Annotated in this window: 20 protein-coding genes; 2 read left to right on the forward strand and 18 right to left on the reverse strand. The window is 72.8% G+C overall.

What is annotated here, in order from left to right:
• Positions 1–7: 7 nt before the first annotated feature.
• From COO58_RS19345 to COO58_RS30300, 7 genes are all read right to left on the reverse strand, one after another.
• Positions 8–748 carry an urease accessory protein UreD gene (locus tag COO58_RS19345; RefSeq protein WP_098746574.1) on the reverse strand — a complete coding sequence of 247 codons (741 nt, stop codon included), beginning with the start codon at positions 746–748 and terminating at the stop codon, positions 8–10.
• On the reverse strand, positions 748–1,407 hold the full coding sequence (gene ureG, locus COO58_RS19350; protein WP_099160304.1) for an urease accessory protein UreG: 660 nt from the start codon (positions 1,405–1,407) through the stop codon (positions 748–750). Before ureG ends, COO58_RS19345 begins: the two co-directional genes overlap by 1 nt.
• Before the next feature lie 76 nt (positions 1,408–1,483).
• Entirely contained in the window at positions 1,484–2,176 is a 693-nt protein-coding gene (locus COO58_RS19355) for an urease accessory protein UreF (RefSeq protein ID WP_098746577.1), read from the reverse strand.
• Positions 2,176–3,879 carry an urease subunit alpha gene (locus COO58_RS19360; protein WP_098746579.1) on the reverse strand — a complete coding sequence of 568 codons (1,704 nt, stop codon included), beginning with the start codon at positions 3,877–3,879 and terminating at the stop codon, positions 2,176–2,178. The genes COO58_RS19355 and COO58_RS19360 overlap by 1 nt, the downstream gene beginning before the upstream one ends.
• A complete protein-coding gene (locus COO58_RS19365; protein WP_091573769.1) occupies positions 3,876–4,241 on the reverse strand; it encodes an urease subunit beta in 366 nt (121 codons plus the stop codon). The genes COO58_RS19360 and COO58_RS19365 overlap by 4 nt, the downstream gene beginning before the upstream one ends.
• On the reverse strand, positions 4,238–4,540 hold the full coding sequence (locus COO58_RS19370; protein WP_091573768.1) for an urease subunit gamma: 303 nt from the start codon (positions 4,538–4,540) through the stop codon (positions 4,238–4,240). The genes COO58_RS19365 and COO58_RS19370 overlap by 4 nt, the downstream gene beginning before the upstream one ends.
• Before the next feature lie 91 nt (positions 4,541–4,631).
• Positions 4,632–4,769: a hypothetical protein gene (locus COO58_RS30300; protein ID WP_176558904.1), complete on the reverse strand. Its 138-nt coding sequence runs from the start codon at positions 4,767–4,769 to the stop codon at positions 4,632–4,634.
• A gap of 281 nt (positions 4,770–5,050) precedes the next feature.
• Here COO58_RS30300 and COO58_RS19375 point away from each other — a divergent pair, with 281 nt between their 5' ends.
• A complete protein-coding gene (locus tag COO58_RS19375; protein ID WP_218012403.1) occupies positions 5,051–6,871 on the forward strand; it encodes a YncE family protein in 1,821 nt (606 codons plus the stop codon).
• A 59-nt stretch (positions 6,872–6,930) separates the two neighbouring features.
• Here COO58_RS19375 and COO58_RS19380 read toward each other — a convergent pair whose 3' ends face one another.
• The 4 genes from COO58_RS19380 to COO58_RS19395 are packed head-to-tail and all read right to left on the reverse strand — an operon-like array spanning position 6,931 to position 10,446.
• A complete protein-coding gene (locus tag COO58_RS19380) occupies positions 6,931–7,665 on the reverse strand; it encodes an amidohydrolase family protein (RefSeq protein ID WP_098746583.1) in 735 nt (244 codons plus the stop codon).
• Positions 7,662–8,399 carry a hypothetical protein gene (locus COO58_RS19385; protein ID WP_176558905.1) on the reverse strand — a complete coding sequence of 246 codons (738 nt, stop codon included), beginning with the start codon at positions 8,397–8,399 and terminating at the stop codon, positions 7,662–7,664. Before COO58_RS19385 ends, COO58_RS19380 begins: the two co-directional genes overlap by 4 nt.
• The gene (locus COO58_RS19390; protein WP_176558906.1) at positions 8,396–9,292 is read right to left on the reverse strand and encodes a dihydrodipicolinate synthase family protein; all 897 of its coding nucleotides are present in this window, start codon (positions 9,290–9,292) and stop codon (positions 8,396–8,398) included. Before COO58_RS19390 ends, COO58_RS19385 begins: the two co-directional genes overlap by 4 nt.
• Positions 9,289–10,446, reverse strand: coding sequence for a DegT/DnrJ/EryC1/StrS aminotransferase family protein (locus tag COO58_RS19395; RefSeq protein WP_176558907.1), 1,158 nt, complete (start codon positions 10,444–10,446; stop codon positions 9,289–9,291). Before COO58_RS19395 ends, COO58_RS19390 begins: the two co-directional genes overlap by 4 nt.
• Positions 10,447–10,543: 97 nt before the next feature.
• Here COO58_RS19395 and COO58_RS19400 point away from each other — a divergent pair, with 97 nt between their 5' ends.
• Positions 10,544–11,764, forward strand: a complete 1,221-nt coding sequence (locus COO58_RS19400) for a hypothetical protein (RefSeq protein ID WP_098746590.1) — start codon at positions 10,544–10,546, stop codon at positions 11,762–11,764.
• A 47-nt stretch (positions 11,765–11,811) separates the two neighbouring features.
• Here COO58_RS19400 and COO58_RS19405 read toward each other — a convergent pair whose 3' ends face one another.
• The 7 genes from COO58_RS19405 to COO58_RS19435 form a co-directional block, all read right to left on the reverse strand.
• On the reverse strand, positions 11,812–12,867 hold the full coding sequence (locus COO58_RS19405; RefSeq protein ID WP_218012404.1) for a dihydrodipicolinate synthase family protein: 1,056 nt from the start codon (positions 12,865–12,867) through the stop codon (positions 11,812–11,814).
• Positions 12,868–12,875: 8 nt separating this feature from the next.
• Positions 12,876–13,892 (reverse strand): NAD(P)-dependent oxidoreductase, encoded by a 1,017-nt coding sequence (locus COO58_RS19410; protein WP_098746592.1) that lies wholly within the window; start codon positions 13,890–13,892, stop codon positions 12,876–12,878.
• 91 nt (positions 13,893–13,983) lie between these two features.
• Positions 13,984–14,874 (reverse strand): Gfo/Idh/MocA family protein, encoded by an 891-nt coding sequence (locus COO58_RS19415; protein WP_098746595.1) that lies wholly within the window; start codon positions 14,872–14,874, stop codon positions 13,984–13,986.
• A 43-nt stretch (positions 14,875–14,917) separates the two neighbouring features.
• Complete coding sequence (locus tag COO58_RS19420; RefSeq protein WP_098746597.1) at positions 14,918–15,925, reverse strand: hydroxyacid dehydrogenase; 1,008 nt, start codon at positions 15,923–15,925, stop codon at positions 14,918–14,920.
• Positions 15,922–16,821: a carbohydrate ABC transporter permease gene (locus COO58_RS19425; RefSeq protein ID WP_098746598.1), complete on the reverse strand. Its 900-nt coding sequence runs from the start codon at positions 16,819–16,821 to the stop codon at positions 15,922–15,924. Before COO58_RS19425 ends, COO58_RS19420 begins: the two co-directional genes overlap by 4 nt.
• Positions 16,818–17,717, reverse strand: a complete 900-nt coding sequence (locus tag COO58_RS19430) for a carbohydrate ABC transporter permease (RefSeq protein WP_098746600.1) — start codon at positions 17,715–17,717, stop codon at positions 16,818–16,820. The genes COO58_RS19425 and COO58_RS19430 overlap by 4 nt, the downstream gene beginning before the upstream one ends.
• Positions 17,718–17,781: 64 nt before the next feature.
• The gene (locus tag COO58_RS19435) at positions 17,782–19,023 is read right to left on the reverse strand and encodes a sugar ABC transporter substrate-binding protein (RefSeq protein ID WP_098746602.1); all 1,242 of its coding nucleotides are present in this window, start codon (positions 19,021–19,023) and stop codon (positions 17,782–17,784) included.
• Positions 19,024–19,130 lie beyond the last annotated feature (107 nt).

Raw genomic sequence — 19,130 nt, forward strand, 5'->3', positions numbered from 1 at the left:
CCTCGCCTCACCGCACCTCGGTGAGCAGCGGCTCGCCTTCGAGGTGGGCGCGCAGCGTGTGCGCGTCGGGGGCGGTGGCGGTCCACAGTGTCGCCGGACCACCTGCCAGGGGCAGCCGGGCGAGGGTGCCCTCGACCGTCGCGGGCTCGTGGGGCCGCGACGGGTCCACCACCAGCAGCGACCCGGTGGCCGGCGCGCCGCCGAGCACCGCGGGGCCGGCCCAGCCGGGCGCGTCCGGTCCCACGGCCAGCGACTGGCGCAGCAGCGGCCGGCCGTCGTAGTCGACCCGCGTGTGGACGACCGCACCGCCCGGCGCCTCGCCGTACCGGCCGCAGATCACCTCGTCGCGCCAGGTCAGCCTCGCCCCGGCGGCCAGCTCGACCCGGGACTCGGCGAGGTGGGCGCAGCCGGCCGCGGCGACCAGTTGCTCGGGCAGCCAGTGCAGGGCGCCGCCGTCGTGCACCACGGCGCGGACCACCATCCGTGACACGGCGTCGGGCCGGCCGGGCAGGGCGACCGAGGCGGCGACGGTGTGTACCCGCACCGCCGCCCCCGGTCCCACGTCGATCTCCAGCCGCAGGTCGTCGCCGGCGAGCGGGCCGGCCGCCCCGCCGACGACGTACACGGTCGCGACACGACCGCTGCCGGGCGTCTGTCGCAGCAGCAGCGGCGTCTCACCGCGCAGCTCGGCGAGGACCGTGCCGCCCCGGCCGTCGGCCCGGGCCACCAGCCGGGCGTCCGCGCGCATCAGGCCGGGGCGATCGGGTGCCGGGCCGCGTGGTGGGCCAGTTCGTGGCGGATCCAGTCGGCGACCCGCCCCGCCGTCGGGTCGCCGACGATCGACAGGAACACGGTCGGCAGGTCGCCGCGCCGGGCCCGCGCGTCCCGGTCCATGACGGCCAGGTCCGCGCCCACCATCGGGGCCAGGTCGGTCTTGTTGATCACGAGCAGGTCGGCGGACGTCACCCCGGGCCCGCCCTTGCGCGGCACCTTGTCCCCGCCGGCCACGTCGACCACGAATATCTGCCGGTCCACCAGGCCCCGGCTGAACGTGGCGGTCAGGTTGTCGCCGCCGCTCTCGACCAGCACCAGGTCCAGCGGGCCGACCGCCTCGGCCAGCTCGTCCACGGCGTCGAGGTTGGCCCCGATGTCGTCCCGGATGGCGGTGTGCGGACAGCAACCGGTCTCCACGGCGCGGATCCGGGTCGGGTCCAGCACGCCGGCCCGCTTGAGGAAGTCGGCGTCCTCGGTCGTGTAGATGTCGTTGGTGACCACGCCGAGCCGCAGCTCGCCGGCGAACGCCCGGCACAGGGCCGCCACCAGGGCGGTCTTGCCGGACCCGACCGGCCCGCCGATGCCGACGCGCAGCGCCCGGCCGGCTCGGGCCAGCGGCGGATGCGGGTCCACCCCCGGTTCGGGGTGGGTGTGCGGAACGGTCTCGTCGTGCGGGGCGGGACTCCGGTCGGCAGTGGGCGCAACGGTTTCAGGACGCAAAGAGACGCACCTCCCAGGTGGCATGAGCTTCGGCATGGATGTCGGCAAGGGGGGCGGCCGCCGCGGGCAGCCGCTCGGGTGGGTCGTCGGCGGCCCGTGCCGCCGCGGCGGCGACGCCGTCGCACCGGTCGGCGAGACCGACCAGCAGGGCCTGGACCCGGTACGGGTCGAGGCCGAGCAGGCGTACGCCCGCACTGGCCGCGCCGGTCACCGTCCCGTGGGTGGCGACCGTGGCGGTCTCGGCGCGGCTCAGGCCGGCGGCGGCGCAGAGCAGCCCGAGCACCAACGGCTGGTGCGCTCCGCCGGGTGTGCCGGGCAGGTCGGCGAAGGACGCCTCCGGCCAGATGGCCCGGCCCGCGCGCAGCAGAGCCCGGCCCTGGCGACGGGACACCGTGCGCAGCGCCGGTGCCGCCGTCCGGGCGTCCAGCTCCGCGTCGAGCAACGCCAGCGTGGACCCGCGTACGGCGGAACCGGCCGAGGTCACGGCCCGGTGCGCCGCCGCCGCGAACGCCGCGCCGACCAGCCCGGCGGTGGCCAGCCGGCCGGCCAGGAACGCCTCCAACGTGGCCAGGTCGGTGACCCGGCCGGCGGCGACGGCGGCCTCCAGGCCGCCGGAGTGGGCGTGCGCGCCGGCCGGGAAGCGACCGTCGGCCAGCAGCAGGAGCAGGCTCGACGTCGCCATCAGAACAGGAAGTACCGCTGGGCCATCGGCAGGCGTGGCACCGGGTCCGGCTCCACCACCTGACCGTCGATCCGCACCGTGAAGGTGTCCGGGTCCACCTCGATCCGGGGCATCGCGTCGTTCTCCGGCAGGTCGGCCTTGCCCCGCGAGCGCACGTCCGCGACGGGTACCACCCGTCGCCGCACGTCGAGGCGCAGCCCGGCGTCGAGAGCGGCGGGCGCGACGAACGCCAGGCTGGTGGCCGAAGCCGCGGCGCCGTACGCCCCGAACATCGGGCGCGGCAGCATCGGCTGCGGTGTCGGGATGGACGCGTTGGCGTCACCCATCTGGGCGTACGCGATCATGCCGCCCTTGAGCACCAGGTGCGGTCGTACGCCGAAGAACGCCGGATCCCACAGCACCAGGTCGGCCAGCTTGCCCGGCTCGACGGAGCCGATCTCGCGGTCCAGCCCGTTCGCCATCGCCGCGCAGATGGTGTACTTCGCCACGTACCGGCGGGCCCGGTGGTTGTCGGCCGCGCCGTCGCCGGGCAGCGCGCCGACCCGCTCCTTCATGACGTGCGCGCTCTGCCAGGTTCGCAGGATCACCTCGCCCACCCGGCCCATCGCCTGGGCGTCGGAGCCGATGATGGAGATCGCGCCGAGGTCGTGCAGCAGGTCCTCGGCGGCCATGGTAGACGGTCGGATGCGGCTCTCGGCGAATGCCAGGTCCTCCGGCACGGACGGGTTGAGATGGTGGCAGACCATCAGCATGTCCAGGTGTTCGGCGAGGGTGTTGGCGGTGTACGGCCGGGTCGGGTTGGTCGACGACGGCAGCACGTTGGGCTCACCGGCCACCGTGATGATGTCCGGCGCGTGCCCGCCTCCCGCGCCCTCGGTGTGGTACGAGTGGATGGCCCGGCCGGCGATCGCCCGCAGCGTGTCGGCCACGAAACCGGCCTCGTTGAGGGTGTCGGTGTGGATGGACACCTGCACCCCGGAGGCGTCCGCCACCCGCAGGCAGGCGTCGATCGCCGCCGGTGTGGTGCCCCAGTCCTCGTGCAGCTTGAAGCCGCCCGCGCCGGCGCGCAACTGCTCCCACAGCGCCTCCGGCGAGACGGTGTTGCCCTTGCCCAGCAGCAGCACGTTGACCGGCAGCGTGTCCAGCGCCTCGTGCATCCTGGCCAGGTGCCAGGCGTTCGGGGTGACCGTGGTGGCCCGGGTGCCCTCGGCGGGGCCGGTGCCGCCGCCGACGAGTGTGGTGACGCCGCTTGCGAGCGCCTCGGTGACGATCTCCGGGCAGATGAAGTGCACGTGGGTGTCGACGGCGCCGGCCGTGAGGATCCGGCCGTTGCCGGCGATGACCTCGGTGGCCGGGCCGATGACCAGCTCGGGGTGGACGCCGGGCATGGTGTCCGGGTTGCCGGCCCGGCCGAGGGCGACGATCCGCCCGTCGCGCAGACCCACGTCGGCCTTGACCACGCCCCAGTGGTCGAGCACCACCGCGCCGGTGACGACGGTGTCGAGAGCGCCCTCGGCGCGGGTCGCCCGCGACTGGCCCATCGACTCGCGGATCACCTTCCCGCCGCCGAAGACCGCCTCGTCGCCGCCCACGCAGTGGTCGGTCTCCACCTCGATCAGCAGGCTCGTGTCGGCCAGCCGGATGCGGTCACCGGTGGTCGGCCCGTACAGGTCGATGTAGCGGTCCCGCCGCACGGCGCTCACCGCGCCGGCCCGTCGGTCGTCGGTGCGGCTGTTCCCGGCGCGGGTGGTGACGCTTCGTCCAGCGGCCCGGCGCACTCGCCGCGCAGGCCGGGCACGACGCGTGCGCCGCCGAGCGGGACCAGCTCGACGGTGCGGCTCACGCCCGGCTCGAACCGGACCGAGGTACCCGCCGGAACGGCGAGACGCTGGCCCCAGGCCACGGCCCGGTCGAACATCAGGGCCGGGTTGGCCTCGGCGAAGTGGTAGTGCGAGCCGACCTGCACCGGACGGTCGGCGGTGTTGACCACGACCAGAGTGGTCACCGGCCGACCCACGTTGATCTCGACCGGGCCGGCCGCCGGCAGGATCTCCCCGGGGATCACGGGATCGGGTGGTGCACCGTCACCAGCTTGGTACCGTCCGGGAACGTCGCCTCCACCTGCACCTCCCTCAGCAGCTCGGGGATGCCGTCCTGGACGTCCTCGCGGCCGAGCACCGTCCGGCCGGCGGACATGAGGTCGACCACCGACCGCCCGTCGCGGGCCCCTTCGAGCAGGAAGGCCGTGATGATCGCGACGGCTTCGGGATAGTTGAGTCGCAGGCCGCGCTCGCGGCGGCGGCGAGCGACGTCGGCCGCGACGTGGACGAGCAGGCGATCCTGCTCGTGCGGGCTGAGGAACACGGGATTCTCCGGTGGGGATCGGCGTGGCCCGCTCGCCGTCGGCACCGCGCGGAGCCGCGCCGGGCAGCACCACCCGGAGGACGAGCTGGAGTCACACGACCGCCGCGACGACCGCCGACGGGGTGGCCCGGGACTCCACCATCCCGGCCCGCGCGACGGGCACCCGGCGGTGTCGGTCGGATGCGGACCGCACCGCCCACCGCTTCAGCAGACCGTAGAGGATCGCCACCGGCGCGGGCAACAGGGTGCTCGGGATGAGGGATCGAACCGCGCCGGCGCCAACCGGTCACCGACCCTTGACGCATAGAAAGCCGATTATTAAGGTCCTGGCCGTAATGTAGTCGACGAACGGAGACTCCCATGCCCCTCAGCCGTCGCACACTGCTCGCAGGTAGCGCAGCCGCCGGAGCATCGCTGGCAGTCGGGCATGCTGGGCTCTCGTCCCCCGCATCCGCAGCCGAAAAGCCCCTGACGCCGATTAGTTTCGGCCCCGCCTCTTTGACCGCCGCCGTGCGCGGGGCCGCCGTCATCGGCGACAGCGTCTTCATCACCTCACGGTTCAACACGCCGGAGGGCCGCATGCGGCTCGGCGAGTTCGACGTGCACACCGGCGAGCAGCGGTCGATCGCGGACCTGGCGATCCCGAGCAATGGCGGGCAGAAGCTCGCCGCCGACGGTCGGTACGTCTACATCGGTCCCGCCGGTAGCGCGGACGTGTACCGGTACGACCCGCAGACCGGCGACGTCGTCGCGTGGTCCCGGGCCGGTGCTGCCACCACCTGGTACTACGACATGGTGGTGCACGGCGAGCACCTGTACATCGGCACGTACCCGGACTGCACGGTCAAGCGGATCCGGTTGGCCGACGCCACCGTCGAGACGTACGGTCGCATCTCGACCTCGCAGTACGCGGCGGCCGTCGCGGTCGACGACGAGTACGTCTACGGCGGTTCGGCCGCCCCCGGCACGCTGCTGATGTGGCCGAAGGGCGGCGGCGCGCCGACCAGCCTGACGTCGTACCTCAGCGCCTCGCCGGTGGGGATCCTCGACCTGGTCGTCAACGACGGGATGCTCCACGTCGCCTGCGGCCGGCAACTGATCTCCTTCCGCCGGGACGGCTCGCAGCGGGTGTCCCGGGACATTCCCGCCGAGGACCGCTACATCGACCAGCTCACCGTGGGCAGCGACGGCAAGGTGTACGCGTTGTGCCGGCTGACCACCAACCTGTACGAGGTCACCGCCGACGGCCTGACCAAGGTGGGCCGGCCCTTGGCCGACGTGGAGAACCAGCTGCTCGCTCCGCTGCCCGGCGGCGCGCTGCTCGGGGTGAGCGGGCTCGGCCACCTGTGGAAGGCGACGCCCGGCGGCACCGCCAGCGTGTGGCAGACCGCCGACCGGGGCTTCGGGTACCCGGAGACCATCCAGTCGATGATGCGGCACAGCCGGAACCGGATCTGGGTGGGCGGCCACTACGCGATGACCGTCCACCGGCCGAACGCCGGCACCAGCGAGCGCTTCGACATCAACGGCGAGGTCAAGGCGATGGCGGAGGGCCGGCGCGGCGTGGTGTACGCCGGTCTCTACCCGAGCGCCCAGATCGTCGCGATCGATCCGGACAGCTACGAGATCACCCCGCTCGGACTGCTCGGTAACGAGCAGCTGCGCACCAAGCGGATCCACCACGACCGGCAACGCAACCAGCTCATCGTGGCGTCCAGCCCGCAGACCACGAAGCACACCGGCGCGCTCACCTTCATCGACCTGAGCGACAACACCTTCGACTCCCACCGGGAGTTCCTGCCCGAGCAGAGCGTGATGGACGTGGTGGTGCGGGGCACCACGGCCTACCTCGCCGGCGACACCTACGGCGAGGGCACCAGCGGCCCGATCCGCAAGGTGGCGCAGGTGGCGGCGGTGGACATCGTCACCCGGACCCTGCTGTGGCGGGAGGAGATCAAGCCGGACTGGCTGTCGTACGAGAGCCTGTTCGTCGTGGGCAACCTGCTCTACGCGATGGGCCGCCGTCCGCGCGGGGCCTGGTTCGCCTACGACCTGCACACCCGGCAGATCGTGATGGAGGGCGACCTCGGCGGGTACGGCCAGTTCAACGGGGTCGACGGCCGGGTCTTCTCCTGGGTCCACTGGACCAACGACATCTCCGAGCTGCCGACCGTTCCCGGCGGCGAGGTGACCACCCTGTACGACAACGTGCCGCGGGGCTGGTACAACAACCCGTCGTTCCACTTCACCCCGGACGGCAAGGCCACCTGGGGGATGCTCGGCAACGACCTGGCGCTGTTCCCACTGCCTAAAAAGAAGAGGAAGAAGTAGACGGCGGTCGTGGGGCCGTCCTTCCAGGTCGGGAGGGCGGCCCCACGCCGTGTCCGCGGTCAGCCGGTGACGTCGAGGCGGAACAGTTCAGCGGCGTTGCGCCAGGCGACCCGCTCGGCCAGCGCCGGCGGCAGGTCGGCGGCGAGCACCGCGCCGTACGCGGCGGCCGGGTCGATCAGGGTGGCGTCGGTGCCGAACAGCAGCCGTCCGGGGTCGACCGCCGCCGCGACGGCGGCGAAGCGGCCCGCCTCGGTGTGCGAGAAGCACGGTTCGAGCCACAGCCGGTCCACCGCGTTCGCCGCCTCGACCGCGTGCCGCCAGCCGTTGGCGCCCATGTGTCCGGCGATGGCCCGTAGGCCGGGGATGTCCACACAAGCCTGGGCCAGCTCCAGTGGGGTGGCGTCCCAGGTGTGCACCAGGGCGGGCAGGTCGTGGGCGGCGACCAGCTCCAGCGCCGCCCGGGTCTGCGGAGAGCACACCGGTGAGCCGGTGTAGTCGGTGTGGATCTTCACCCCGACGAACCGGCCGGTGGGCAGCAGCTCCCGCAGGTCGCGTTCGGCGTCGTCGAGCCGGCGCGGGTTGACCGTCAGGTAGCCCCGCAGCCGGTCGCTGTGCTCCAGCGTCCGCGCCATGGCCCGGTTTCCGGCGGTCACGTCGTAGATCACCGCCTCGGTGGCCGAGGCGATCGCGAGGTCGATGCCGTACCGGTCCATCACGGCGAGGTTGGTGGCCAGCGCGCCGACCTCCATGCTGAAGAACCACGGTCCCCAGTGGGCGTGCACGTCGATGATCATTCGATCGGCTCCAGGATGCGGCGGGCGTTGCCGCCGGCCACGGCGGCCACCTCGGCCGGCGTGAGGCCACCCCGGGCCAGCCGGAGCCGGGGTACGACGGCCTCGTAGAACGGCGTACGGGAGCCGTAGAGCAGCCGGCCGATACCCACGTGCTCCGCGACGGTCTCTATCGCGTCCGGCGAGTTGAGCAGCCGGGTGGAGGTGTGGAAGCCCGGTTCGTCGCGGGCGGCGACGACGAAGTCGCCCAGGTGGTAGAAGTGCGTGTCGAGAAAGACCACGGTCGCCCCGCGAAGTGGACGCCAGAACCGGCGGACGTCGCCGCCGGTGAGGACGACCAGGCCGGCCGCGGCGGCCCGGCGGGCCACGTGCCGGACGGCCGGGAAGTCCGCCTCCACCCGCTGTTCGTCGGGGAAGAGCCGGATCGCGTGGACGCCCCGCTCAGCCAGCCGGTCCACCTCCCGCTCGGCCCCGAGCGGGTCACGCAGGTCGACCCCGCCAACCGGCAGCACGCGCGGGCCGGCTAGTGCGGCGCACTCGTCGTTGCCGGTGGGCACGTCGAACAGGGCCGCCCGCAGGTTGGCCACCGCCGCCCGGCCGATCCCGTTCGTGGTGAGCGCGTCAACCACCTGGCGCGGGTCACCGACCGGCCCCGGGCGGTCGGCGTACCGGCCGACGAGCACGTCGACGTCGAGTGTGACGGGCGGCAGGTCGCCGGCGGTGAACGGAGAGGTCACCGTGACGCCGCCACCGCGAGCACCCGCGCCCGGTCGTCCGCGGACAGGGCCGGCCCGTACCTGTCGTCGGCGTACGACTGCGGGATGCGTCCCTCGGCGGCGGCGATCCAGAGCATCCGGCGGACGTACCCCTCAATCGGTTCGGTGAAGGTCACCTCGGCGAGCCGGTCCAGGCGCGCCGAGGCGGTGACGAAGTCGGCGTACCGCCGCTCGGCGAAGGCCCGGAGCACGGCGGCGGTTACCGGCACCGCGGCGGCGGCGAGGCCGACGAGCGCGGCCTGCGCACCCCACATCAGCGACGGCCCGAACATCCGGTCCTCGCCGGTGACGGCGAGCCGGTCGGCGGCGTGGGCGGCGGCGAGCGCGGCCTGGCAGGCCATCGCGTCGTGCAACCGCGCCACCTTGACCCCGGCCACGCCGGGATGGTCCAGCAGGTCCACGAGCCGCTCCGGTGGATAGGGCCGGACGTAGAGGTCGAAGGCGAGCATCGGCAGGCCGGCGGCCCGCCAGATGGCGTCGTGGTGGGCCGGCGCGTCACCGTCGACCGGGAAGACCAGCACCCCGGCGGCGCCGAGGGCGGCGGCGGCCGTGGCCTGGTCGGCGACATCGCCGGTCCGTTCCCCCGGCCGGCCGCCCACCCCGACGATCACCGGTACGCCGGTCGCGACGGCCCGCCGGACCACCCGGTCCCGGGTGGCGTCGTCGAGGAACGGGCCGCGACCGGTGTGGGCGAGCACCGCCAGGGCGTCGGCGCCGTCGGCGACCAGGCCCCGCAGGTAGCGGTCGAGGATCGCCTCGTCCGTCGCGCCGCCGCCGTCGACCGGGGTGGCGGTGGCCGCGACGAGGGTCCACCGCAGCCGGTCCCGCAGCGCGGCGGCGGCCGGGGCGATCACGCCGTCACCGCGGCCCGGACGGCGCGGGCGATCTCGTCGACGTGGCCGTCGGTGTAGCGCTCGTTCCAGTCGATCACCAGCAGGGTCTCGTCGATGAGCCGCTCGGCCACCGGGCAGGTGCCCGGCCCGTAGGTGGGTTCCCGATCGGCGGGCGGGACGGTGAGCGGGAAGCGGGAGGTGCCGTAGACCGGGGCGTCGGTGAGCGCGGGCGCGTGGTGCAGCGGCTGGTCGAGGTAGCCGGCGCGGGCCGGGATCCCGGCCGCGGCGAGCGTCGCGGCGACCTGACGGTTGGTCAGGGGTGGGTCCAGCACCACCGGGAAGAGCCACCAGGCGTGCGCGTCGACGTCGGCGGGCAGGCGTACGCCGGGCAGGTCGGCCAGGGCGGCGTGCAGCCGGGCGGCGGTGCGGCGGCGGTCGGCGAGCACGCCGGGCAGCTTGGTGAGCTGGGCGCGGGCGACCGCGCCGGCCAGTTCGGTCATCCGGTAGTTCAGACCGAGGCCGACGTGCCGGCGGGCCTCGTCGCGCGGCCAGCCCTTGTCGGCGAAGAGCCGCATCCGCCGGGCCAGCGCCGGGTCGTCGGTGACCGCCAGGCCGCCGTCGCCGCAGGTGATGTGCTTCCACTGCTGGAGGCTGAAGCAGCCGACCGCGCCGGCGGTGCCGACCAGGGAGCCGTCCGGATAGGCCGCGAGCCAGGCCTGGGCGCAGTCCTCGATCAGTGCGACGCCGGCGGCGTCGGCCACCGCCCGCAGGTCGACCGCCGCGCCGAACAGGTGCACCGCGAGGATCGCCCGGGTACGGGGTCCGATCGCGGCGGCGACAGCGTCCGGATCCAGGTTCCCGGTGTACGGGTCGACGTCGGCGAAGACCGGCACGGCGTTCTGCGCCAGGATCGGTGCGACGGTGCCGAAGTCGCTGATCGGAGACGTGATGATCTCGTCGCCCGGGTCGGGCGCGACGGCGGCGACCGCACAGTGCAGGGCCGCCGTCCCCGAACTGGTGGCCACGGCGTGGGAGACTCCATGCCGGTCGGCCATCTCGCGTTCCAGGGCCCGGACCTCGGTGCCCCACACGGAGCTCAGCATCCCCGAGTGGAGCACCCGGGCGACGGCGTCCAGTTCCTCGGCGCCGAGGGTCCGGCCACCGGCATCCGCCATGCTGGGAAATGACACGTACCCTCCCGACTTCCGGAAATACCGGGCCTGACCGTAATCTTGAGCTACGGAACATGCAACCCTTCGACCGGAGGCAGCCGTGACCATCGAGATAGGGGTCGTCGGGCCGCACGACCTTGTCGACGACGTGGCGGCCGTCTGCGAGGAGCAGCCCGGCGTCACCGCGCGGCGGCTGCACTACGACCACGAGTCGCAGACCCCGGCACTCGTCGACGCGCACGCGACACAGGTCGACGCGTGGCTGTTCACCGGTGTGGTGCCGTACACCCTGGCCCGGGACGCCAACGCGCTGACCCGGCCGGCGGGTTTCGTCGACTACACCGGAGCGACACTGCTCCAGGCCACCGTGCGACTGCTGCGCGACGGGCACGACGTCACCCGGATCTCCATCGACACGATCACCGGCGCGGACATCGCGACGACGTTCACCGAGGCCGGACTGCCGGTCGACCGGGTCCGCACCCTGCCGTACCGGGGCAGCCTCAGCTCCGACGACGTGGTGGCCTTCCACCGGCGGCAGCACAGCTCCGGCGCCCAGGTGGCGGTCACCTGCATCAGGTCGGTCTACGAGGCGCTGCGGCACGAGATGCCGACGTTCCGGCTCGCCCCGTCGATCCACTCGGTGCGCACCGCGCTGCGCCAGGTGCTGCTGTCGGTCAACAGCCAGGCCCAGGAGGACGCACAGATCGCCCTCGGCCTGGCCAGGCTCCCGGACGGTGACGACGGCCTGCTCAAGGAGGTCGCCACGCTCGGCGGGACGCTCGCCCGGTTCGCTCCCGACACGTACCTGATCGTCACCACCCGCGGTCCGCTGCACGACGCGACCGGCGGCTTCACCGCGCTGCCGATGCTGCGTCGCCTGGCCGAGCGGCACGGCACCGTCCAGATCGGCTTCGGGCTGGGGCGCAGCGCCGCGGAGGCGGAGAACCTGGCGCGCCGGGCGTTGAGCCGGGCCCGTCGGGTCGGGTCGACGACCGCGGTGCTGTCGCTGCGCGGCGAGACCGACATCGTGCTGGAGTCGACCAGCCCGACCCCGCCACCGGCGGAGGCGAACCTGGCCGTCATCGCCCAGCGGGTCGGCCTGTCGGTACCCACCCTGCTGCGCCTGCGCGAGGTCCGCGCCGCGGCCGGCGACGAGCCGCTGACCAGCCGCGAGGTCGCCGCGCAGCTCCACATCCAGCAGCGCACCGCCCGCCGCATGCTGCACCGCCTGGAACTGGCCGGCCTGGCCGAGCGCCTGGGCAACCTCGCCTCCGGCAGCAGCGGCCGTCCGCTGACGCTCTACCGGCTGACGGTGTGACCCCGACCCGGTCCGTGCCCCGTGGCACGGACCGGGGTGAGCGGGGATCAGGCCAGCCAGGTGTCGAGATGCTCGGCGACGAACGCGTCGTCGCGCAGGTGCGGGTAGGCGGCGTGGACGCGGTCCAGCTCGGCGAGCTGCCCGGGCGACAGCTCCTCGGCCGGGTCCAGGCACCAGCGGCCGGCCAGCAGGCCCTGGCGGCGCAGCACCTCGTGGATCCCGGGGATGCAGCCGTGGTAGCCGTTCGCGGCGTCGAAGATGGCGGCGTTGGCGTCGGTCAGGTGACCGTCGAGGGTGAGCAGCCGGCGCAGCGCGATGTCGTCACCGCCGCGCGCGCCGCGGGCGTCCTCCAGCAGGCCCACGGCGGTACGCGCCCACACCGCCCACTGGCCGAGCAGTCCGCCGACGAACTCGACCTCGACCGGCCGCCCGTCGACAGTGATCCGGTGCGGGGCCACCAGGTCGGCCAGGATGTGGTCGTCGTTGCCGGTGTAGAGCGCCAGGTCGCCGGTGCGCCCGGCGGCGCAGACGCCGTGCAGCACGTCGAGGGTGCGGTAGCGGTCGAAGGGCGCGACCTTTATCCCGACCACCGACTCCAGCCCGGCCAGCCGGGCCCAGAACTCGCGGGACAGGTGCCGGCCGCCGACGGCGGGCTGGAGGTAGAAGCCGATCACCGGCAGCACCTCGCCGACCGCCCGGGCCCGCTCGATCAGGGCGTCCTCGTCCAGCGGCGCGTACGGCGACAGCAGCACCAGGTCGTAGCCGAGCGACGCGGCGAGTTCCGCCTCACGCACCGCCTGCGCGGTGTCTCCGCAGACGCCGGCGACCAGGATGGCCCCCGAGCCGGCGGCGGTCTCGGCGGCCAGCTCGAGCACCGGGGCGAGCAGCCCGACCGCCGGGTCGTGGATGGCGAACTGGGTGGTGTGCACGCCGACGGCGATGCCACCGGCACCGGAGGCGAGGTAGTAGCGGGTCAGGGCCCGCTGCCGGCGCTCGTCGAGCCGCCGGCCGGTGTCGAGGGCGAGCGGGTGTGCGGGGATGACGCAGCCCTGCTTGAATCGGGCCAGGGCCGTGGTCTGTCGGGTGTCCGGTGCGGTCAACACGGTCTCTCCTAGAAGTTGCCGTCGCGGCGCTGGAATCCGGTCGGCTTGCCGAGCAGGGGAAGCCCGTCGCCGACCCAGTCCGCCGTCAGCTCGATCAGCTCGGCGACCGGCACGTCCGGATAGCCGAACAGCCGGTGGCAGAGCTGCGCGTTGGACAGCAGCGCAGTCGGCGCCTCGGTGCCGGTGAAGCGCGCCTCCCGCCCCAGCCGGTCGGCGAGCGCGGTGGCGACCTGACGGACCGAGACCAGCTCCGGGCCCGTCAGGTTCAACACGAACGGCGGTGTCCGTGCGTGGTGCAGGGCACGCAGTGTCACCTCGTTGGCGTAGCCCTGCCAGACGATGTTGGCGTGCCCCATCGTCAGGTCGACGGGCTTGTCGGCCAGCACTGAGGAGGCGATGTCGACGAGGACGCCGTAGCGCATCTCGACGGCGTAGTTGAGCCGGATCAGCGCCAGCGGAGTGTCGTGGCGCTCGGAGAAGTGGGTGAGCACGCGTTCCCGGCCCAGGCAGGACATCGCGTACTCGCCGACCGGCTGCACCGGGGTCGCCTCGACGCAGCCGCCGGAGGTGACCGGCACCAGTGGGTAGACGTTGCCGGTGCTCAGCGCGACGATCCGCGAGCCGGCGAAGCGCTGCGCCACCCGGCCGGGAAGGTAGGCGTTCGTCGCCCAGGTGGCGTGTTCCCGGCCGCTGGTGCCGAACTTGGCACCGACCAGGAAGACCACGTTCGGCGCGTCGGGCAGGGCGGCCAGGGCGGCGTCGTCGGTGATGTCGGCCTCGACCACCACCGCGCCCTCGTCCCGCAGCGCGTCGGCGAGGCCGGCCTCGGAGAAGCGGGACACCGCGATCACCCGGGCGCCGGTGCCCGCCTCGGCGACGCCGCGCAGCGCCAGCCGGACCAGGCTCGGCCCCAACTTGCCGCCCGCACCGAGGATCAGCAGGTCACCGTCGATCTTGCGCAGGTCGTCCACCAGGACGCCGCGCGGCCGGGCCAGGCGCTCCTCCAGGTCCGCCACGGTACGCATACCACCACACCCTTCCGGATTAACGGTCATGACCGTAACTTCCGTCCCAGGGGGCGTCAAGGTGTCGTGGCGACCGGATCGGCCGCGGCGGTCAGGTCAGGTCGCGGGCCGCGGCGAGGATCTCCAGCACCGCCCGGGTCTGCTCCCACGGCACCGGGGCGGGCGCGCCGGCCACCATGTCCAGGAAGGCGTCCACCGTGGCCCGGTAGCCCAGTTCGTCGGCGCCGCCGCGCAGCGCCACCCGCCGTTCCCCGGCGGCGGTGTACACCGTCACCTCGTACGACTCGCCCTGGCTCACCCCGAGCACCTCGACCGTTCCGGGCACGCCGTCGTCCCACTGCACGGTCAGCAGGCCGGTGTCCTCGGAGCGCAGGCCGTGGTGCCGGCGTACGGTCGCGGCCGCCCCGACCAGCCGGACCGCCGGCCCGAGCAGCGCGACAAGCAGCTCGACTCCGTGCAGGCCCATCATGACCAGGGTGCCGCCGCCCACGCCGGGATCGTCCTGCCAGGGGTTGTAGCCGGTGGCCCAGAGGCCGACGTCGTGCCGGACGGTGACCCGTACCGCGAGTACCTCCTCGCGCGCCACGTCGAACGCGGCGAACGCCGGGGCGAACCGCAGCACCGAGGAGGTGAGCACCAGCTCGGGTGCCCGGCGGACCACCGGTTCCAGCCGGTCCAACTGGTCGCGGGTGGCCGCGGCCGGCTTGTTGACGAAGCACGGCAGCTTCCGGTCGAGGATCCGCGCCAGCGCCTCCGGCACCCCAGAGGTGGGCACGGTGAGCACCACCCCGTCCGGGGCGGTGGCCAGCAGCGCGGTCAGGTCCGGCACCACGACGGCGTCGGGCTGTTCGGCGCGGAACCGCTCCAGCCGCTGCGGATCCGGCTCCCACACCACCAGTTCGGGAGCTGCCGCGCCGGCACGCAGAGTTCGGGCGTCGGTGTACGGGTGACTGGTGGCGAGTCCGGCGATGGCGATGCGCATGACCGCAGAGGCTACTTCTCCCCCTGGCCCGTCGCGACGCAGGTCAGCCGGTGGTGTCGAGCAGTTCCACCGTCACTTCGTGGCGCAGTGGCTCGCCGCGCAGGAACCGGTCGATCTCGGCGCACACGATCGCGGCGGCCCGCCGCCGCGACTGCACGGTCCCGGCTGACTCGTGCGGTGTCAGCAGGACGTTCGGCAGCGCGCGGAGCGGGTGGCCGGTGGGCAACGGCTCGGCGTCGAAGACGTCCAGCGCGGCATCCAGCCGTCCGCCGCGCAGCGCCGCCAGCAGCGCTGTCTCGTCCACCAACGCCGCCCGTGCGGTGTTGACCAGGAGGGCGCCGTCGGGCATCAGGGCGAGCTCCCGGGCGGAGATCATACCGGTCGTCTCCGGCAGCACCGGGGCGTGCAGCGATACCACCAGTGACCGGGTGAGCAGGTCGTCCAGGTCGACCCGCTCGACGCCGAGGGCGGCGGCCTCGCCGACGTCCAGGTACGGGTCGGCGACCAGCACCCGCGCGCCGAGCGCCCGGACCAGCGCCAGGTACGCCCGGCCGGTACGGGACGCGCCGACCACCCCGACCGTGGCGCCGCGCAACTCGCGCCGGGGCGGGGCCGCCTTGGCCGTCGCCCAGTCGACCCCGGTACGCATCGCGTGGTCGAAGCGGTGCAGCCGGTGCAGCAGTGCCAGGGTCAGGGCGAGCGCCTGCTCCCCCACCGCGTACGCCATGGCGTCGCCGGCCTGGGTGACGCGCACGCCCGCGGCGAAGCTGGCCGGGGTGACGAACGGCTTCACGCTGGCCCCGGTGTGTGCGAGCAGCCGCAGCCGGGGCGCGGCGGCCAACACCCGGGCGGTCAGCGGCGCGGTGTCCCAGCCGGTGACCACCACGTCGGCGTCGGCGAGCAGCCGGGCCAGGACGTCCTCGTCGCCGACGTCGCCCCCGGCGGGCAGCCGCACCTCGCCCAGCCGGCGCAGCGCCGCCCACGCGTCGGCGTCGAAGAAGAGGGATCGGACCTGCGGGGTCACCGCCACCGCGACGATCGGCCCACTCATCCCTTGATGCCCGTGCTCGCGACGCCCTCCTGGAAGTAGCGCTGGCCGATCAGGTACGCCATGAAGATCGGCACGAACGCCACCACCGAACCGGCGAGCAGCATGTTCAACGCCACGTTCTCCTGCTGGAGGGAGGCGATGCCGGTGGTGAGGGTGCGCATGTCCAGGCTCTGCCCGACGATCAGCGGCCAGAGGAAGTCGTTCCAGTGCCAGAGGAAGACGAACACGCCGAGCGTGGCCAGGATCGGCTTGATCAGCGGCAGCACGATCGACACGTAGACCCGCCACTCGGAGCAGCCGTCGAGCCGGGCGGCCTCGAACAGCGAGTCCGGCAGCGAGGCGATGAACTGTCGCATGAGGAACACCGCCTGCGCGTTGGCCAGCGTCGGCACGATCATGCCCCAGTAGGTGTCCACCCCGCCCAGCTCGGAGATGATGATGAAGGTCGGGATCATCGTGACGTGGTACGGCACCATCAGCATCGCCAGGAACGACCAGAACATCGCCTCCTTGCCGGGGAAGCGGCGCTTGGCGAAGGCGTATCCGGCCATCGAGGCGAACAGCAGCACCCCGACCACCGACACGACCGAGTAGACGACGGTGTTCCACATCCACCGCAGCACGCTCTTGGCGCCGATCACCTGGTCGTACGCCTCGGTGGAGAACGGCCACGGCAGCAGGCTGTCCGGGAAGGTCACCGGGCCGGTCGGTTTGAACGACAGCACGACCATCGCGTAGAAGGGGAACAGCGTGATCGCGGCGCCGACGAGCAGCAGCAGGCTGCGACCGACGAGCCAGCGCCGGCTGGTCCGGCCGACCCGGTAGGGCCGGCGCGGTCGATCCGGCGCGGCCGTCGGTTCGGCCACGGCGGGCGTGGCCGCCAGGGTGTCGGTCATTCTTCCCTCCCGAGGGTCAGCCGCTGCACCAGCGCGACCACGATCGTCATCACGAACAGCGCGACGCCGATGGCGCTGGCGTAACCCAGATCGAAGTACTTGAAGCCCTGGTCGTAGAGCAGGTAGACGAGGCTGTAGCTGGCGCGCACCGGGCCGCCGCCGGTCATCACGTAGATCATGTCGAAGACCTGGACCGCCACCGTGGTCTCGATGACGGCCACGAAGAACAGCGCCGGGCGCAGCTGCGGCAGCGTGACGTAGCGGAAGCGCTGCCAGGCCGATGCGCCGTCGGTCAGCGCCGCCTCCTCGAGTTCGGCGGGGATCTCCTGGAGTCGGGCGAGCAGGATGAGCATGCCGTAGCCGAAGCGGGACCAGACCGCGACCAGCACCAGCGCCGGGATCACCAGCACGCTGTCGGCCAGCCAGGACTGTGCCGGCAGGCCGAGCGCACCCATCGCCCGCGACCACGGGCCGCCGTCGCCGAAGACCCAGCTGAACACCACCCCGGCGAGGACCAGGCTGGTCACCACCGGCAGGAAGAACACCGACCGGAAGACCTTCGCGCCGCGGAATGCCCGCCGGGTCAGCAGCGCCATGCCGAGCGAGGCCAGCATCGACAGCGGTACCGACAGCGCGGTGAAGATCACCGTCACCCGCAGCGCCGACCAGAACGTCGGATCGTCGGCGAGGCGCCGGAAGTTCTCCACGCCGACGAAGGAGGTGTCCCCGCCGATCGTGTAGTCGGTGAAACCCAGGACCACCCCGGCGATCGCCGGTCCGAAGCGGAACAGGGCGAACAGCACCAGGAACGGCAGGACGAACAGCAACGCCGTCCCGGCCTCCCGGGCGGACGGGCGGCGGACGCGCCGACGGCGGATCGTCGGTAGTGCAACCATCTGGCAACCTTTCCGGCGGCCCGCGGTGGACGGTGTGCGCCGTCCACCGCGAGCCCTGTCCGAGCTAGCCGAGCAGCGGGTCGGCGGCCTTGGCCGCGTCGTCGAGGGCCTGCTCGACCGACTTCTTGCCGAGCAGCGCGGCCTGGATCTCCGGGGCGAGCACGCCCTGGACGTCGCGGGCCTTCTCGTTCAGCGGGCCGACGGTGCTGACGGCGACCTGCTTCTCCTGCTCACCGAGGACAGGGTCGTCGGCGTAGAGCGCGCCGACGGACTTCTTGGCCGAGAAGAAGCTGGCCGCGAGGTCGTACTTCTTGGAGTTCTCGGCGTTCGAGGCGAACGCGATCCACTTGCCGGCGGCCTGCTTGGCGTCGGAGTTCTTCAGCATCGACAGCGAGCCGACGGTGCCGTAGCCGATCTGCTTGGTCTCGGTGAAGTGCGGCAGCGCCTGCATGTTCTCCTTGCCCCAGAACTTCTCGATCTCGGCCGGCAGCACGTGCCAGACGCAGCCGACCTTGTTCTGGGCGATGCGGGTCTGCTCGATCGGGGGGAACGAGGTGAGGAGGTTCTTGTCGACGAAGCCACCGTCGACGAGCTGCTTGACGAAGCTCAGCGCCTTGCGGCCCTCGGGGCCGTTGAAGGCCACCGACTTGCCGTCCGGGCTGAACACGTCGCCGCCGGCCTGCCACAGCAGCGGGTAGAAGGTCTGGTTGAGCGTGTGCTTGACGTCGCCGCCGTACGCGGCCACGTCGTAGCCCTTGGCCTTGAACGCCGGCGCCATGGCCAGCAGGTCGTTCCAGGTCTTCGGGTAGGTGGTCTGACCGACGGCGGCGAAGACCTTCTTGTTGCACAGCGGGGTGACGGCGCTGGTCAGCACCGGGGCGCCCATCATCTTGCCGTCGATCGTGACGGAGTCGACCACGTTGGGCAGGTAGTCGGCCCTGGCGGCGTCGTCGAGGTACTTGTCGACCGGCTCGATGTTGCGGACGTACTTGGGCAGCTGGTCCGGGATGAGGTAGACGACGTCCGGCCCTTTGTTCCCGGCGATGGCCGTGGCCAGCGCCTGGTCGCGGTTGGCCCAGGGGAAGATTTCGGTCTTGACCTCGATGTCCGGGTTCTCCGCCTGGAAGGCCTTGGCGGTCTCCTCCCAGTAGGCGCGGTGCTTGGCCTCGTCGAAGATCACCGGGTAGATCCACATCGTAACGGTCTTCTTGCCGGAGTCACCGGAGCCGGAACCACCACAAGCCGTGGCCGCGAGCGCGGCGACGAGCGCCACCGCCACGGCCGACAGGCTCTTGCGAACACGCATCTCGCATCCTTCCAGGGGGGGTCAGGTGGGCAGTACAGTAACTTACGGTCCGGGCCGATACTAGAGTCGAGAAGGGTCGAGATCACATCATGACTGCTGGTAAGTCA

The organism is Micromonospora sp. WMMA1996, from assembly GCF_002573675.1.
Classification (GTDB): Bacteria; Actinomycetota; Actinomycetes; order Mycobacteriales; family Micromonosporaceae; genus Micromonospora; species Micromonospora sediminicola.

Bases quoted from the DNA above. Each gene is read 5' to 3' on its own strand.
- COO58_RS19410 (WP_098746592.1), bottom strand. From the start codon at position 13,892: ATGCGTACCGTGGCGGACCTGGAGGAGCGCCTGGCCCGGCCGCGCGGC.
- COO58_RS19415 (WP_098746595.1), bottom strand. From the start codon at position 14,874: ATGCGCATCGCCATCGCCGGACTCGCCACCAGTCACCCGTACACCGAC.
- COO58_RS19435 (WP_098746602.1), bottom strand. From the start codon at position 19,023: ATGCGTGTTCGCAAGAGCCTGTCGGCCGTGGCGGTGGCGCTCGTCGCC.
- COO58_RS19380 (WP_098746583.1), bottom strand. From the start codon at position 7,665: ATGATCATCGACGTGCACGCCCACTGGGGACCGTGGTTCTTCAGCATG.
- COO58_RS19355 (WP_098746577.1), bottom strand. From the start codon at position 2,176: ATGGCGACGTCGAGCCTGCTCCTGCTGCTGGCCGACGGTCGCTTCCCG.
- COO58_RS19345 (WP_098746574.1), bottom strand. From the start codon at position 748: ATGCGCGCGGACGCCCGGCTGGTGGCCCGGGCCGACGGCCGGGGCGGC.
- COO58_RS19395 (WP_176558907.1), bottom strand. From the start codon at position 10,446: ATGGCGGATGCCGGTGGCCGGACCCTCGGCGCCGAGGAACTGGACGCC.
- COO58_RS19425 (WP_098746598.1), bottom strand. From the start codon at position 16,821: ATGACCGACACCCTGGCGGCCACGCCCGCCGTGGCCGAACCGACGGCC.
- COO58_RS19430 (WP_098746600.1), bottom strand. From the start codon at position 17,717: ATGGTTGCACTACCGACGATCCGCCGTCGGCGCGTCCGCCGCCCGTCC.
- COO58_RS19420 (WP_098746597.1), bottom strand. From the start codon at position 15,925: ATGAGTGGGCCGATCGTCGCGGTGGCGGTGACCCCGCAGGTCCGATCC.